The organism is Pseudomonas sp. CAM1A (assembly GCF_047501685.1).
Classification (GTDB): Bacteria; Pseudomonadota; Gammaproteobacteria; order Pseudomonadales; family Pseudomonadaceae; genus Aquipseudomonas.
Window position 1 is genome coordinate 69,320 of record NZ_JBFNXP010000010.1, and the last position, 15,929, is coordinate 85,248.

The following is a 15,929-nucleotide window of genomic DNA, read 5'->3' on the forward strand; positions in this document are numbered from 1 at the left end:
CTGGCGGCCTTCCCCACTTCCCGATCAGGCCGCCAGGCCCCCTTCACTGCGCAGGCGCCACCGCCGGCGGTGGCTCGTTGGTCACCCGCAGGATCCCCCACAGCCCCGAGGCATTGCCATACGCCGCATAGTCGCGGAACAGGTAGTCCCCCGGCACGGCGTTGGCACCCCCGGCGCTGGGCAGCATGAAGCTGAAGTGCGCCGCCGGCAGCACGCTTTCCTGCGCGCCTACGTACATCGCCATCGGGTTGTAGCCGTAGCGCACCGAGCCGATGCCCGGCAGGCCCATGGGGTAGCCGTTCACGTCGTTCTTCTCAGGCTGGTAGTTGTGCAGCGGCCACAGGTGCCCGTCGAGCTGGTAGGTGATGCCGCGGCTGCCGCCGCTGGGCATCAGCACATGGCTGCGCGCCGGCTGGCCGGGCTTGGCCCAGAGCACCGGAGTCTGCGGATCGCCGCCGACCAGGGCATTGCTGTAGGCCATGTGGGCGTTGGGCACGTCGGCGAAGCCGAAGCCGTCGGCATGGCCGAACGGCGCGTCCGGCGCCAGGCCGAAGCGCAGCCACAGCGGCTCGGTCTTGTAGTTCATCGCCATGTTGCCGTTGTCCTTCGGATCACCGGGCACGCCGTTGCCCTCGGTGGCGATACCCTCCACCGGCCGGCCATCGGCCCAGCGCATGTTCAGCGAGCGCTGCCACACGGTGACGAAGTCGCGGTAGTCGGGCTGGCCGCTGACCTTCACCGTGGCCTGGGCGCGGCTGGCGGTGTCTTCGGTCCAGGTCGCGCTTTGCGGCAACACGCTCATGGCGCCCACCAGGCCTTTCTGCGGTTGCTTGATGACATCCGCCGGGGTCAGGTTGAGGCCGCCGAACTCGATGGCGGTGGTGTTGATGTTGTCCACGGTGCGGCCCAGTTGCAGCACCGGCTTGCCTTCACGCTCCAGGTGCCCGGCGTAGTACTGGTACACCCGGCTCGGGTAGGCGCCGCTGCTGCCGCTGCGCGGCGGCACGGTCTGCACCGGGTTGAGGCCGACGTTGACGCCATCCGACTTGGTGATGTCGTAGGCCAGCAGCTGCGCATGCAGGCCGACATGGCTGGACGGGCGCATGAGGTTGTTGTTGAACGCCGTGGAGCCCTCGCCACCGGCGCGGTCGCGCTTGACCACGTTCTGCATCACCGCGCTGCTGGGCAGGTCGGGCATCATCAGCGGCAAGCGGTTCTCCAGGGTGATGCTGATGCAGTCGCCGGCGTTGGCGCGCAGCACCAGCGGCTCGACCGGCACGCCGGCCTTGAGCTTGCCAGTGCCGGCGTCGAGGTCGGCCTTGCGCACGTACAGCACCGCGGTCGGGTCGTGCAGCGGCGAACTGTGCCCGCCTACGGTAAACGTCGCGCCATCCTCCTCGTCGGTGACCGTGGCCATGGGGATATCGACCTTGCGGCTGTTGAACACCAGGGTGCCGCCATTGGCCTTGAGCGCGCCACCGACGTGCTGGCCAAGGCCGGCCGGGTCGTTGATGCTGACCCCGTGGCGGTTCTCGAGAATGTCGTTGGCCAGGGCCGCGACGATCTCGTAGCTGCGCTTGACCGTCGGCCGGGTGCCGATGCCATTGGCGTTGGCCGTGGTTTTCGGGCAGATGCCGTCGAAATTGACGGTGTTGCGCATGGCCACCGGCTGCGGATTGTTGGGCAGGGCAAACAGGTCGGCGCGTTGCGCGGTGTAGTTGCGCATGATGCCCCAGATGCCGTTCCAGTAGCCTTCCAGCGCGGCGTCCAGCGAGTACAGGTAGTCGCCGTTGGTGGCAGCGGCACTGGAGATCATCGATACCGGCGCCATGAACCCGAGCTGCTCGGAGATGCCCACCATCTGCGACGCTTTCCACCCTGAGTTGGAGCTGTTGCCGAAGCCCGAGCCGTTCTGCAGCCACTTCACGCCATGCAGGGTGACGTTGTGTTCCTCCTCATGGCCACCGGCATGCATGCGCAGGCGCACGTTGTCACCGGAGTAGGTGCGCAGCAGCGGCGTGAACGGGTCACCCGGCTCGCTGCCCTTGTTCACGTGCGGCGGGAACAGCGTGGTGCCGCCGGTGGGGCCGGTGGCCTGGGTGATCGCCGAAGGCGCCAGGTTCATCGCCGGGATGGCGCGGTCGGTGCGGCTCTGCATGGCGTAGGCCAGGTCGCCGCCGAGGCCGTCGGCCTGCATGCCGCGCTTGCCGTCCGGGCCGACCTTGTTCGGGTCGAACACGCGCAGGGCCAGCGGTTCGTTGCGGTAGTTGACGACGAACATGCCGGGGTCATCCACCGAGATTGCCTGTGGGCACGGCCGGGTCGGGCAGCCTGGGCTCAGCCCGCCACGGGACTCGACCACCGACTCGAGCAGCGTCGAGGCCTTTTGCCGCACGGGCGGGTTGATGGCGTAGCGGAAGCTGTCGGCGGTGGCCGGATAGGCCTGGCCGTCCGGTACGCCATTGGGGCCGGCGCCGACATACACGCCAGCTTCATAGGCATGCTGGAAGTCGCTGTACTCGAGGAAGAACTCGCGGTAGCTGTCGTTCCTGCCATCGCCGTCGTGGTCGCCGGTCTGGATCACCGCCTGCCAGGAGGTCGGACCGCCATCCTGGCGCGTTGCCGGGTTGTACAGCTGTTCGCCGGTCTCGGCGTGGTACCAGGTGGAGCCTGCGGGCTCGGCCAGCACGGTCGCATACAGCCCGAGCTGCTGGTGGGTCGATGGGCCGAGGTGGTCATGGGTGAAGATGGTGCCCAGGCCACGGTCGACGTTGTGCACGTTCACCAGGGGGTCGGCGAACCAGCGTTGCATGGCGCTGCGCGCGCCGAGCCAGTCAGCCCGGCCGAAACGCCCGAAGTACGGATGCTGCTTGGCTTTCGGGCAGGCAGCGGTGCCGTCGCGGGTATCACCCTCGGTGCAGTTGTTGAAGCTGCGGATGGCATGCACGCGCTCGACCACGCTGCCGGGCGAGAGGATGCCGTCTTCGTAGTTCCAGCCGTTGGCCGAGCCGTCGGCGGCGGTCAGGTCCCACTTGGGCAGGTGGATATGCTGGCCGATCACGTCGGTCGGGGTGCGTACCTGGTAGTCGTCCATCTCGTAGAACGACGGGATCAGGTTGGTGTGCACGTACTGGGTGCAGTCGAAGGTGTTCATGCGCATCACCAAAGGCTCTGGCGGGCGCTGCTTGGTGATCACCGGCCAGGCGTCTTCCCACAGGGCGAGGATGCGCGCCTGCGGGAAGTGGTAGCCGACCTTGTTGTACACCGCGTCGAACTGGATGTTGGCCGCCTTGTACATGCGCGGGCGGTCGGCGGTAAAGGTGGACGAACCGCGGAAACTCATGCCGGTGAGGTTTTCGCCGCTGAAGAACTCGCCGCCCCCCGAAGACTGGGTCAGGCGCTTGCCGCGGTCGTCCATGCACGGCTCATAGTACGGCGCGCCCGCCGTGGGCAAGGCGCCGTTGGTGCGGAAGGCCTTGGCCACCGGCGCGCTGCCGGGGATCAGGGCAAAGCTTGGATGTTCGGCCTTGGCGTGGAACTGCATGGCCGCCTGTTCGACCTCGGTGCCCTCTTCGGGCAGGTAGATCGGCTTGGCCTTGTGCACCACCTTGGAGAAGTCCAGCTTGGTGGTGGTGGTCACGGCGTCGCCACCGGCAGACACACCGTCGAGGGTGTGTCTGCCCAGGCCGCCGTCCCAGCCGTCGACCTGGTTGGGGTCGAGGTTGGCCCACAGCGCCTTGCCGCTGTCTTTCAATTGCCGAGCCAGGGCCGGATCGAGCATGTCCAGCGGCGGGGTCGGCGGACGCTGGCCGACGCTGCTTTCCATGCCACCGATCCAGAACGGGTAGCCGGGGTTTTTCAGGCTGCCGTCGGCGTTGCGATTGGTCTCGCTGCGATCGACCAACGCGAGGGAGCCAACCGCACGCGGCGTGGCCGGCGCGTCGGGGTGATCGTCGCCCTGCTCTTCTTCGTCATCGTCATGCCCGGCGACCAGGGTTTCGGCCAGTTTAGGCACGACGGTGACCTTGCCCGGCATCGGCGCCATGGCCTTGCCCGGCAACGGCACAATGGCTGGGATCGGCGTACCGGCGATGATCTCGCCGTCGGGTAGAGCCCGGGCACCCGGGGCGGGCTTGCCATTGCGCAGGGCGAACGGCGTGGTGTGGAAGCCGTTCTCGCCCTCGCCGCTGACCGCCAGGCGCGTGCCCGGCTCGAACACATCATGTACCCGCCACATGGCCCACATGCCCTGGGCGAAGTGCGGATAGAAATGGCAGTGGTAGATGGCGTCGCCCGCGACCCGGTTGCGGTTGCCGGAGCCGCCGTTGGCAATTTCGTAGGTGTAGCCCACGCCCGGGCCGATGCCTTGGGCGTCGATATAGTCGGAGTTGTCATCGTTGGGGTTGAACAGCCACTGGTGCCCGTGCAGGTGGAAGATGTGCTGCTCGTGGCCATTGTGGGTGTTACGGAACTTGGTGAAATCACCGATGTAGCTGTGGTGCACGTTGGCCGGTTCCGCCGGGTACAGGGCCATGGTCGCCTTGACCCCGGTGGCGCTGGCCGGCGGCGTTTCACCCGGGCGGATGTTCTCCAGCCCGACGTTGGCCGGGATGTCCACCAGGGTGCCGATATCGCCGACTGTGTGGGCACTGAGGAAGAATTCCTCGTAGGCGCACGACAGGCAGTCGTGCATCGGCCCCACGCCGAGACGGTTGGCCACCACCTCTGCGCCCATGCCGCCGGAGCCGTAGTTGATCATGAACGAGTCGCGAGTCGGCTCGAGCACATGGCCCATGACCGGGTCCGCCCAGTAAGCGGGGAAGGCCTGGGTCGCGGCGACCTCGTCGGCGAACTGCGAGGCGAAGTCGCGGAACGCATCCAGACGATTGGGCAGCGCCGGGTTGCGCTTGCCGACGCTTTCCAGCGGATAGGTACTGGCCGGAAAACTGCCGTCGGGGTTGGGGCCCATGACGATGGCGTCTGTCTCGCTGCTCTGGATCTCGTTGCCGTCGACCATGGCGATGATCGGCTTGCCAGCCTTGCCCTCGGCGATCCACGGCTCGACGTTGGGGTAGCGAGCCTGGTAGTCGATCACCGGCTGGCCGGTGGCAGTGCGCCCCGTGGTGGCCAGGCGCATCTCTTCCTCGGTCAGGGTGTTGCGGTAGGTGCGCCCGGCCTTGGGCACCACCACCACCTGGCCGAACAGGCCGTTGGCGACGTTGCCGCCGCCGCCCTGCCCGCCGAAGGTCGCGCCCAGGCTGGTGACGGCGAAGGCGCCTTCGCGCTCGGCGTACAGGGTGTAGCTGCGGGTGCCGCCGGGGGCGACCAGGAAGTTGCCGTTGCGCCCGGTGTTGGCGGCGATGTCGCCGATGCTGTTGACCGCCTGCAGACCGTTGACCTGGAAGCCCACATGGCGATCGGTGACCTGCTCGTCGGCGACGAAGTGCTCGTTGCCCTCGTTCTCGACCTCGGCGCCCTCTTCTTCCTCGCCTTCGACTTCGCTCTCGTCGTGATCGATGCCGTGCTTGTTGGGGTTGGCCTGGTAGGCCAGCAGGTTGCTCAGGTTGACCGTCAGGCAGTCCCCCGCCGCCACCCGCAGCACGATCGGCCGCGGGCGCTTGTCCGGGCGCAGGGTGACCTTGCCCGGCACAGCGGCGCCACCCTTGCTCAGGGGCACGCGGTGCTCGTCCACCACGTCCTGGCGCAGGGCGAACATCATGCCGTTGGCGTTCTGCGCGCCGAGGCGGTTGAACATCAGTGGCTGATCCAGCGCCACCACGTTGGCCACCAGCGTGCGCTGGCACTGCACGGCGGCCTCGCTGGAGACCTGCCAGCCCAGCAGGGCCAGCAGCAAGGTGGACAAGACCGGGCCTTTGCGAGGGGTCGACATGGGGCACCTCCGGGGACACAGGGATACTGCGGGGAAGTGAGCAAGTGCCATGCCATTAAATTAATTCAGTTTTTTCAATTGGTTATGAGTTCTATCGGTGCAAAACGGGGAAAATCCCCCATTGGCATACCCCGGATCAGGGTGCCGGGATGAGGCCACTACCGATCCACAATGACCCCGATAGCATTTAGTGATTGAACACGCGCGCAAAGGTGCAGTAAGCTCGGACCCAATCACTGGAGAGCAACATGTCGAAACAAACCCGCAACCACGCCAACCACACCGGTCGCTCCGCGCACCGCGTGCTGGCCGTTGCCGGTCGTAACGCCGTTGCCAGCTTTTATTTTGGGTATTGGTTTAGCCACTAGGCGCCGATTACCCATCCGGCGCCCACCTTCGAGGGGCCGCCGAACATGAGAATACTCAAACCCCCGGTCGGCTCCCCGACCGGGGGTTTTGCTTTTCCGGACCTACGAAACATACCGATTACCTTGAGGACAGCGACATGAACTACACCACCTATTACCGCACCTATGCATGGCGATTTAGCCAGTTCCGTTCGGGCCAGCCTGCCGCCTCCGTTCGGTCGATTTCCGGTGGCAATGCCGCACAGACACCCCATTTGACGATCAGTCGAACACCTCGATAGGGCCGACCGCGCGGGCCAGAACCCGCCGTCCGCCCAGGGAACAAACGCCATGCAAGCCTCGAATCTCGCCCTGCCCCTGACCCAGCCGCACGCTGCCAACACCACTGTCAGCCAGCGCCTGCCCAGCCCGCACCTGCTCAAGCAGCAGATGCCGCTGTCCAGCGAACTCACCCAGCAAGTCCATGCCCAGCGCCAGGCGATCCGCGCCATTCTCGAAGGCCGCGACGAACGCCTGCTGGTGGTGGTCGGCCCCTGTTCGATCCATGATCCGCGCTCGGCCCTCGAATACGCCGACCGCCTCGCCGCGCTCAGCCGCGAGGTCGACGACAAGCTGCTGCTGGTGATGCGCGCCTACGTGGAAAAACCACGCACCACGGTGGGCTGGAAAGGCCTGGCCTACGACCCGCACCTCGATGGCAGCGATGACATGCACGCCGGTATCGCCCTGTCCCGTGGCCTGATGCTGGGCATGCTCGAACGCGGCCTGCCGATCGCCACCGAGCTGCTGCAGCCGATGGCCGCCGGCTACTTCGACGACCTGCTGGGCTGGGCCGCCATCGGCGCGCGCACCACCGAGTCGCAGATTCACCGCGAGATGGTCAGCGGTCTGGAGCTGCCGGTCGGCTTCAAGAACGGCACCGACGGCGGTATCGGCATCGCCTGCGACGCCATGCGCAGCGCCGCCCACCCGCACCGTCACTTCGGCATGGACGCGCAAGGCCACCCGGCGATCATCGAGACCCTGGGCAACCCCGACACCCACCTGGTGCTGCGTGGCGGGCACAAGGGCCCGAACTACGACGCCCAGAGCGTCGCCCTGGCGCGCCAGGGCCTGGCCAAGGCAGGTCTGGCGCCACGCATCATGGTCGACTGCAGCCACGCCAACAGTGGCAAGGACCCGGCGCGTCAGCCGGCTGTGTTCGAGGACGTGCTGGCCCAGCGCCTGGCCGGTGACCGCTCGCTGGTCGGGGTGATGCTCGAAGGCCACCTGTTCGACGGCTGCCAGGCCCTGGGCAAGGGCGCGCTGAAGTACGGCGTGTCGATCACCGACGGCTGCCTGGGCTGGGACGCCACCGAGGCGCTGCTGCGCGACGCCGCCGCGCGCCTGTGAGTCTCTGCGGCAAGCCTGGCGAGACACGGCACGAGCAAGTGCGCTAGGCTTGCCTTTTTGACCCCAAGGAGCAGTACCCATGGCCAAAGCCACCGCCCGCCACATCCTGGTTGCCAGCGAAGAGAAGTGCAACGAACTCAAAGCGCAGATCGAAGGCGGCGCCGACTTCGCCGAAATCGCCAAGGCCAACTCCACCTGCCCATCCAGCCGCCAGGGCGGCGACCTGGGCTCGTTCGGCCCGGGCCAGATGGTTCGTGAGTTCGACACCGTGGTCTTCAGCGCGCCGCTGAATGTCGTTCAGGGCCCGGTGAAGACCCAGTTCGGCTACCACCTGCTGGAAGTGACCAGCCGCCAGGACTGATCCGGCATTGCCGTGGTCTTGCCCGTAGGAGAAGGTCTGCAGCAAGCAAGCTGCGTGGGAGTGAACTGCGTGGGAGCGGGCTTGCCCCGCGATGGCGTCTGCCCAGACAATGCTATCGCGGGGCAAGCCCGCTCCCACGATACACGCTCCCACCAGGCCCGTTCCCACGCCAGGCTTCGGGGTGTGCTGATAAGTTGCTTGTGCCTGATACTGCCCTTGTCAGCCCACGCCGCCCCCACCCACGCCCTCACCGTCTACGGTGAAGCGCCCCGCTACCCCGCGAACTTCCAGCACTTCGACTACGTCAACCCTGACGCCCCCAAGGGCGGCAGCCTGCGCCGCTCGGCCATCGAGATCGGCCAGTTCGACCATATCCTGCCCTACATCGACAAAGGCATCGGTGTCAGCCAGGTCGATGGCTGGCTGTACGCGCCGCTGGCCGTGCGTTCGCTCGACGAGCCCTACACCGTCTACGGCCTGATCGCCCAGCGCCTGGAGCGCGGCCCCGGCGACGCCTGGTTGCGCTTCTACCTCGACCCGCGCGCCACCTTCGCCGACGGCAAGCCGGTGCGTGCCGAGGACGTACGCTTCAGCTACGACCTGCTGATGAGCCAGGGCAGCCTCAAGTTCCGCACCCAGTTTGCCGATGTCGCCGGGGTCACCGTCGAAGGCCCGCGCCAGGTGCGCTTCGACTTCAAGCAGCCCCATGGCCGCACCCTGCCCCTGGAGCTGGCCGGCCTGCCGGTGCTGCCCGAGCATGACTGGCGCCAGCGCGACTTCGCCAACGGCGCCGGTTTCGACAAGCCCGTGGGCAGCGGCCCCTATCGCATCGGCCGGATCGACAACGGCCGCAGCATCACTTTCGAGCGCGATGCGAACTGGTGGGCGCGGGACCTGCCGGTCGCCCGCGGGCTGTACAACTTCGTCCGCATCGGCGTCGAATTCTTCGGCGACACCGAAGTGGCCCGCCAGGTACTCAAGGGCGGTGGCTACGACTACAACCGCGAGTACTCCGCCACTGCCTACACCCTCGGCTACAACGGTGCCTCCCTGGATGACGGGCGCCTGCAGCGCGCCCACCTGGGCCCGGCCAAGCCGCAGATCGCCCAGGGCTTCGTGTTCAACCTGGACCAGCCGCAGTTCAAGGACCGCCGCGTGCGCCAGGCCCTGGCCATGCTCTGGGATTTCGAGTGGAGCAACCGGCAGATGATGCGCAATATGTACATCCGCCAGCAGAGCCTCTATTCGAATACCCCCCTGGCCGCCCGCGCCCTGCCCGACGCCGAGGAGCTCAAGCTGCTTGAGCCGCTGCGCGGCCAGGTGCCGGATGAAGTGTTCAGCCAAGTGTTCATTGCGCCGACCACCGACGGCTCCGGCATCATCCGCCAGCAGCAGCTGCAGGCGCTGGCCTTGCTGCAGGATGCCGGCTGGCATCCCCAGGGCGATCGCCTGGTCAACGCCCAGGGCCAGCCGCTGAGCTTCACCTTTCTCAATGGCCAGTCGGGGCTGGAGCGCCTGCTGCTGCCGTGGAAGCGCAACCTGGCGCAGATCGGCGTCGAGCTGAACATCCGCAACGTCGACGCCGCCCAATACGTCAACCGCGTGATGGCCCGCGACTACGACATGATCGTCACCGGCTACCCGGTGACCCTGTCGCCGGGCAGCGAGCAGTACAACTACTTCGGTTCCGCCGCGGCCAACGACCCCGGCTCGAACAACCTGATGGTGCTCAAGGACCCGGCAGTGGACCGCCTGCTCGACGGCCTGGTGCGCGCCACCAGCCAGGCCGACATGCTGCGCCACGCCCGCGCCCTGGACCGGGTGCTGCAATGGAACTACTACTGGATCCCCAACTACTACCCGCCTGGCAGCTCGACGGTGTGGTGGAACCGCTTCGGCCTGCCCAAGGTGCAGGCCGCCTATGACGAAGGCCTGGACACCTGGTGGGAAGTCAGCCCGCGGGCACTGACCACCCAGCAGATGGCCGAGCGCCTGGGGAGCGCGCCATGACCGGCTACATCCTGCGCCGCCTGCTGCTGATCATCCCCACCCTGCTGGCGATCCTGCTGGTGAACTTCGCCATCGTCCAGGCCGCCCCCGGCGGGCCGGTGGAACAGGCCGTGGCGCGACTGCAGGGTATCGGTGGCGGCACGCCGGGCGCCCGGGTCGAGGCGGTGCAAGGCGGGTCCCGCGCCACCCGTGGCCTGGACCCCAAACTGATCGAGGAGATCAAGCGCCAGTACGGCTTCGACAAGTCCGCCCCCGAACGGCTATGGCTGATGCTCGGCCAATATGCCCGGCTGGACTTCGGCCAGAGCTTCTTCCGCGGCGCCAAGGTCACCGAGCTGATCGTGCAGAAACTGCCGGTGACCCTGTCGCTGGGCTTCTGGGCCACGCTGATCACCTACCTGGTGTCGATCCCGCTGGGCATCCGCAAGGCGGTCCGCCATGGCAGTCGTTTCGACGCCTGGAGCAGCGCGCTGATCGTGATCGGCTACGCCCTGCCCTCGTTCCTGTTCGCCCTGCTGCTGATCGTGCTATTCGCCGGCGGCACCTCGCTCAACTGGTTCCCGGTGCGCGGCCTGGTGTCGGAGGACTTCGACCAGCTCAGCCTGCTGGGCAAGGTCGCCGACTACTTCTGGCACCTGGTGCTGCCGGTCGGCGCCCTGGTGATCGGCGGCTTCGCCACCCTGACCCTGCTGACCAAGAACGCCTTCCTCGACGAGATCGCCCGCCAGTACGTGGTCACTGCCCGCGCCAAGGGCCTGAGCGAACGGCGCGTGTTGTATGGCCATGTGCTGCGCAACGCCATGTTGCTGGTGGTCGCCGGCCTGCCCCAGGCGCTGATCACAGTGTTCTTCGCCGGCTCCCTGCTGATCGAGGTGATCTTCTCCCTCGACGGCCTCGGGCGCATGAGCTACGAGGCGGCGGTGTCGCGGGACTACCCGGTGGTGTTCGGCACGCTGTTCATCTTCACCCTGGCCGGGCTGCTGATCCGCCTGCTGGGCGACCTGTGCTACACGGTGCTCGACCCGCGCATCGACTTCGACGCGAGGGGCCGCTGATGTTCTCGCCCATCGCCCGGCGCCGCCTGCGGCGTTTTCGCGACAACCGCCGCGGCTGGATCTCGCTGTGGCTGTTCGCCGGGCTGTTGCTGCTGAGCCTGGGCGCGGAGCTGGTGGCCAATGACAAGCCCTTGTTGCTCGGCTACCAGGGCGAGCTATACACCCCGGCGCTCAAGCGCTACACCGAGCAGCAGTTCGGCGGGCAACTGCCGTTCCAACCGGACTACCGCAGCCAATACGTACGCCAGCTGATCGAGGGCCAGGGCGGCTGGATGCTGTTCGCGCCGATCCCGTTCAGCGCCGACACCCCCAACTACAACCTGCAGGTGCCCACCCCCAGCCCGCCCAGCACGAGCAACTGGCTGGGCACCGACGACCAAGGCCGCGACGTGCTGGCGCGGGTGCTGTACGGCACGCGGGTCTCGCTTTTGTTCGCCTTCGCCCTGACCCTGCTCAGCGTGCTGATCGGTGTGACGGCCGGCGCCCTGCAGGGTTACCACGGCGGTTGGGTCGACTTGCTCGGCCAGCGCCTGCTGGAGGTGTGGTCGGGGTTGCCGGTGCTGTACCTGCTGATCATCCTGTCGGGGTTCGTCGAGCCGGATTTCTGGTGGTTGCTGGGGATCATGGCGCTGTTCTCCTGGCTGACCCTGGTGGATGTGGTGCGCGCCGAGTTCCTTCGTGGGCGCAACCTGGAATACGTCAAGGCCGCCCGCGCCCTGGGGCTGTCCGATACCCAGGTGATGCTGCGGCATATCCTGCCCAACGCCCTCAACGCGACCCTGACCTATGTGCCGTTCATGCTCACCGGGGCGATCACCACCCTGACCGCGCTGGATTTCCTCGGCTTCGGCATGCCCGCCGGCAGCGCCTCGCTGGGTGAGCTGGTGACCCAGGGCAAGCAGCACCTCGAGGCGCCGTGGCTGGGCTTTACCGCGTTCTTTGCCCTGGCGCTGATCCTGTCGTTGCTGGTATTCATCGGCGATGCGCTGCGCGAGGCGTTCGATCCTCGCAGGTGATCGCCTGTAGCGCCCTCACATCCAACCGCTGGACCAATGCATGCACGACAACCTCAAGGACTACCCCCAGGTCCGCCAACTGGCCATCCGCTCACTGTTCGAGATCATCGAGCAGTCCAGCGAAGGCACGGTGATCGTCGACCGCCAGGCGCGCATCGTCTGGATGAACGAGCGCTATGCCCGTCGCTTCGGCCTGGAGGATGCCGCCAGCGCCATTGGCAAACCGTGCGAAGCGGTGATCCCGGGCAGCCTCATGCGCGAGGTGGTGAGCAACGGCAAGCCGATCCTGCTGGACATGCTCGACACGCCGAACGAGCCGCTGGTGGTGATGCGCCTGCCGATCCACGACGGCCAGGGCACGCTGATCGGCGCCATCGGCTTCGCCCTGTTCGACGAGCTGCGCAGCCTGTCGCCGCTGCTCAAGCGCTACGCCAGCATGCAGCAGGAGCTGGCCTCGACCCGTTCGCAACTGCGCGCGCGCCAAGCCCGCTACAGCTTTGCCCAGTTCGTCGGCAGCAGCCCTGCCTGCCTCGAGGCCAAGCGCCGCGCCCGGCGTGGGGCCGGCAGCGACTCGCCGGTGCTGTTGCTGGGCGAGACCGGCACCGGCAAGGAACTGCTGGCCCACGCTATCCACGCCACCTCGGCCCGCGCGCACAAGGCCTTCGTCAGCATCAACAGTGCGGCGATCCCCGAGGCACTGCTCGAGGCCGAGTTCTTCGGCACCGCCCCGGGCGCCTTCACCGGCGCCGACCGCAAGGGTCGCAGCGGCAAGCTGCAACTGGCCGAAGGCGGCACGCTGTTCCTCGACGAGATCGGCGATATGCCGTTGACCCTGCAAAGCAAGCTGCTGCGTGTGCTGCAGGAAAAGGAATACGAGCCGGTGGGCAGCAACCAGATGCTGCGCAGCGACGTGCGGATAATCGCCGCTACCTCCATCGACCTGCAGGCGGCCATGGCCCGCGGTGCGTTCCGCGCCGACCTGTACTACCGGCTGAACGTGCTGCCGGTGCAGGTGCCACCACTGCGCGAACGCCTGGAAGACCTGCCGGCGCTGTGCGAGGCGATCCTCGCCGAGCTGGGCAGCCAGTACGAGCTGGAGGCCGAGGCCCAGGCGCTGTTGGGCCGCCATGCCTGGCCGGGAAATATCCGTGAATTGCGCAACGTGCTGGAGCGGGCGACCTTGCTGGCGGACCAGCCGCGACTGGGCGTGCATGACCTGGCGAACGCGCTGGGGCCGTTGAGCCCGGTGACCGAGACGGCGCCGCAATTGGGGTACCGGGAAGCCTGCGCGCAGTTTGAACGTGGGCTGATTGTGCAGGCATTGGCGCGCAGTGCCGGAAATGTGCCGGAGGCAGCGCAGGCATTGGGTCTGGGACGATCGACCTTGTACAAAAAGATGGTGGCGCTGGGAATGCAGTCTCAATAATGAGACTTAGATCTCAAAATAGGGATCGTGGGAGCGGGCTTGCCCCGCGATGGCGTAAGCCGCATAAAATCGAATCGCGGGGCAAGCCCGCTCCCACGCAGCCGTCTCAAGATAGAGATTGTTAATTTAAAGATTTTAATTTTCTACATATATATCAATAACTTAACAAGATGGCACGATTCCCGCTATCTCTATTTCCAACCATAAAAACAACAGTTGGAGATCCCCTTAGGATGACCGTGCTCATCGCCCTGGCCGCCCTGGCCCTGCTGATGCTCGCCGCCTACCGCGGCTACAGCGTGATCCTCTTCGCCCCCATCGCCGCCCTCGGCGCGGTACTGCTCACCGACCCCGCCGCCGTGGCCCCGGCCTTCACCGGGGTGTTCATGGAGAAAATGGTCGGCTTCATCAAGCTCTACTTCCCGGTGTTCCTGCTCGGCGCGGTGTTCGGCAAGCTGATCGAGCTGTCGGGCTTCTCGCGCTCGATCGTCGCCGCGGCCATCCGCCTGCTTGGCACCCGCCAGGCCATGCTGGTGATTGTGCTGGTCTGCGCCCTGCTCACCTACGGCGGCGTGTCGTTGTTCGTGGTGGTGTTCGCGGTGTACCCGTTCGCCGCCGAGATGTTCCGCCAGAGCGACATCCCCAAGCGGCTGATCCCGGCGACCATCGCCCTGGGCGCGTTCTCCTTCACCATGGACGCCCTGCCCGGCACCCCGCAGATCCAGAACATCATCCCCAGCACCTTCTTCAACACCACCGCCTGGGCCGCGCCCTGGCTGGGGTTGATCGGCACGCTGTTCGTGTTCTGCGCCGGCATGCTCTACCTGCAACGCCAGCGCAACAAGGCCCAGCGCAAGGGCGAAGGTTATGGCAGCAACCTGCGCAACGAACCGGAGACCGCCGACGACATCGCCCTGCCCAACCCCTGGCTGGCCCTGGCGCCGCTGCTGCTGGTAGGCGTGATGAACCTGCTGTTCACCCACTGGATCCCGCAGTGGTACGGCACCAGCCACACCCTGCAACTGCCGGGCATGGCCGCGCCGGTGCAGAGCGACGTGGCCAAGCTGACGGCAATCTGGGCGGTGCAGGCAGCGTTGCTGGTGGGCATCCTGATGGTGCTGGTGTGCGCCTTCGGCACCATTCGCCAGCGCCTGGCCGAAGGCACCAAAAGCGCGGTGAGCGGCGCCTTGCTGGCGGCAATGAACACGGCCTCGGAATACGGCTTCGGCGCCGTGATCGCCTCGCTGCCGGGCTTCCTGGTGCTGGCCGACGCCCTGCGCGGCATCCCCAACCCGCTGGTCAACGAGGCCATCACCGTCACCCTACTGGCCGGCATCACCGGCTCGGCCTCCGGCGGCATGAGCATCGCCCTGGCCGCCATGAGCGACAGTTTCATCGCCGCCGCCAACGCCGCCAACATCCCGCTGGAGGTGCTGCACCGGGTCGCCGCCATGGCCAGCGGCGGCATGGACACCCTGCCGCACAACGGCGCGGTGATCACTTTGCTGGCGGTCACCGGGCTGACCCACCGCGAAGCCTACAAAGACATTTTCGGTATTACCCTGATCAAGACCCTGGCCGTGTTCGTGGTCATCGCCACGTTCTACGCCACCGGCATCGTATGAAGGAGAATGGCATGACGCTCAAAGGCAAGACCGCACTGGTCACCGGTTCCACCAGCGGCATCGGCTTGGGAATAGCCCAGGTGCTGGCCGAGGCCGGCGCCGACATCCTGCTCAACGGTTTCGGCGACCCAGCCGCGGCCATCGCCGAGATCAGACGGTTCGGGGTCAAGGTTGCCCATCATCCGGCCGACCTGTCCGACGTGTCACAGATCGAACAGATGTTCGCCCTGGCCGAGCGCGAGTTCGGCGCGGTCGACATCCTCGTCAACAATGCCGGCATCCAGCATGTGGCGCCGGTCGAGCAGTTTCCGGTGGAGGCCTGGGACAAGATCATCGCGCTGAACCTCTCGGCGGTGTTCCATGGCAGCCGCCTGGTGTTGCCGGGCATGCGCGCGCGCGGCTGGGGGCGGATCGTCAATATCGCCTCGGTGCACGGCCTGGTCGGCTCCACCGGCAAGGCTGCGTACGTGGCCGCCAAGCATGGTGTGGTGGGCCTGACCAAAGTGATCGGCCTGGAAACCGCCACCAGCAATGTCACCTGCAACGCCATCTGCCCGGGGTGGGTACTGACGCCGCTGGTGCAGAAGCAGATCGATGACCGCGCCGCCAGTGGTGGCGATGCACAGCAGGCGCAACACGACCTGCTGGCCGAGAAGCAACCCTCCCTGGCCTTCGTCACCCCCCGCCACCTCGGCGAACTGGTGCTGTTCCTGTGCAGCGAGGCCGGTAGCCAGGTGCGTGGCGCCGCCTGGAACGTCGATGGCGGTTGGCTCGCCCAGTAACGGC

General features: G+C 66.8%; 9 protein-coding genes. 8 read left to right on the forward strand and 1 reads right to left on the reverse strand.

Features of this window, described 5'->3' with window-relative positions; translation table 11 throughout:
* Positions 1 to 43 precede the first annotated feature (43 nt).
* Complete coding sequence (gene mnxG / locus ABZO33_RS21290) at positions 44 to 5,890, reverse strand: manganese-oxidizing multicopper oxidase MnxG (RefSeq protein WP_414537657.1); 5,847 nt, start codon at positions 5,888 to 5,890, stop codon at positions 44 to 46.
* A 698-nt stretch (positions 5,891 to 6,588) separates the two neighbouring features.
* On the opposite strand from mnxG, the gene ABZO33_RS21295 reads away from it, so the two are divergent.
* The 8 genes from ABZO33_RS21295 (at position 6,589) to hbdH (ending at position 15,925) form a co-directional block, all read left to right on the forward strand.
* Positions 6,589 to 7,650, forward strand: coding sequence for a 3-deoxy-7-phosphoheptulonate synthase (locus tag ABZO33_RS21295; RefSeq protein WP_414537658.1), 1,062 nt, complete (start codon positions 6,589 to 6,591; stop codon positions 7,648 to 7,650).
* Between the two features lie 79 nt (positions 7,651 to 7,729).
* The gene (locus ABZO33_RS21300; protein ID WP_414537659.1) at positions 7,730 to 8,011 is read left to right on the forward strand and encodes a peptidylprolyl isomerase; all 282 of its coding nucleotides are present in this window, start codon (positions 7,730 to 7,732) and stop codon (positions 8,009 to 8,011) included.
* A gap of 210 nt (positions 8,012 to 8,221) precedes the next feature.
* Positions 8,222 to 10,021: an extracellular solute-binding protein gene (locus tag ABZO33_RS21305; protein ID WP_414537750.1), complete on the forward strand. Its 1,800-nt coding sequence runs from the start codon at positions 8,222 to 8,224 to the stop codon at positions 10,019 to 10,021.
* Positions 10,018 to 11,076 (forward strand): microcin C ABC transporter permease YejB, encoded by a 1,059-nt coding sequence (locus ABZO33_RS21310; protein WP_414537660.1) that lies wholly within the window; start codon positions 10,018 to 10,020, stop codon positions 11,074 to 11,076. Before ABZO33_RS21305 ends, ABZO33_RS21310 begins: the two co-directional genes overlap by 4 nt.
* Positions 11,076 to 12,092 (forward strand): ABC transporter permease, encoded by a 1,017-nt coding sequence (locus tag ABZO33_RS21315; protein WP_414537661.1) that lies wholly within the window; start codon positions 11,076 to 11,078, stop codon positions 12,090 to 12,092. Before ABZO33_RS21310 ends, ABZO33_RS21315 begins: the two co-directional genes overlap by 1 nt.
* Positions 12,093 to 12,132: 40 nt before the next feature.
* Positions 12,133 to 13,518, forward strand: a complete 1,386-nt coding sequence (locus ABZO33_RS21320; protein ID WP_414537662.1) for a sigma-54 interaction domain-containing protein — start codon at positions 12,133 to 12,135, stop codon at positions 13,516 to 13,518.
* Between the two features lie 233 nt (positions 13,519 to 13,751).
* On the forward strand, positions 13,752 to 15,143 hold the full coding sequence (locus ABZO33_RS21325; RefSeq protein WP_414537663.1) for a GntP family permease: 1,392 nt from the start codon (positions 13,752 to 13,754) through the stop codon (positions 15,141 to 15,143).
* A gap of 11 nt (positions 15,144 to 15,154) precedes the next feature.
* Complete coding sequence (gene hbdH / locus ABZO33_RS21330; protein WP_414537664.1) at positions 15,155 to 15,925, forward strand: 3-hydroxybutyrate dehydrogenase; 771 nt, start codon at positions 15,155 to 15,157, stop codon at positions 15,923 to 15,925.
* Positions 15,926 to 15,929 lie beyond the last annotated feature (4 nt).

Coding starts and splice junctions, on each gene's coding strand:
- ABZO33_RS21295 (WP_414537658.1), top strand. CDS start 6,589: ATGCAAGCCTCGAATCTCGCCCTGCCCCTGACCCAGCCGCACGCTGCC.
- ABZO33_RS21310 (WP_414537660.1), top strand. CDS start 10,018: ATGACCGGCTACATCCTGCGCCGCCTGCTGCTGATCATCCCCACCCTG.
- ABZO33_RS21320 (WP_414537662.1), top strand. CDS start 12,133: ATGCACGACAACCTCAAGGACTACCCCCAGGTCCGCCAACTGGCCATC.
- ABZO33_RS21325 (WP_414537663.1), top strand. CDS start 13,752: ATGACCGTGCTCATCGCCCTGGCCGCCCTGGCCCTGCTGATGCTCGCC.
- ABZO33_RS21315 (WP_414537661.1), top strand. CDS start 11,076: ATGTTCTCGCCCATCGCCCGGCGCCGCCTGCGGCGTTTTCGCGACAAC.
- mnxG (WP_414537657.1), bottom strand. CDS start 5,890: ATGTCGACCCCTCGCAAAGGCCCGGTCTTGTCCACCTTGCTGCTGGCC.
- ABZO33_RS21300 (WP_414537659.1), top strand. CDS start 7,730: ATGGCCAAAGCCACCGCCCGCCACATCCTGGTTGCCAGCGAAGAGAAG.
- hbdH (WP_414537664.1), top strand. CDS start 15,155: ATGACGCTCAAAGGCAAGACCGCACTGGTCACCGGTTCCACCAGCGGC.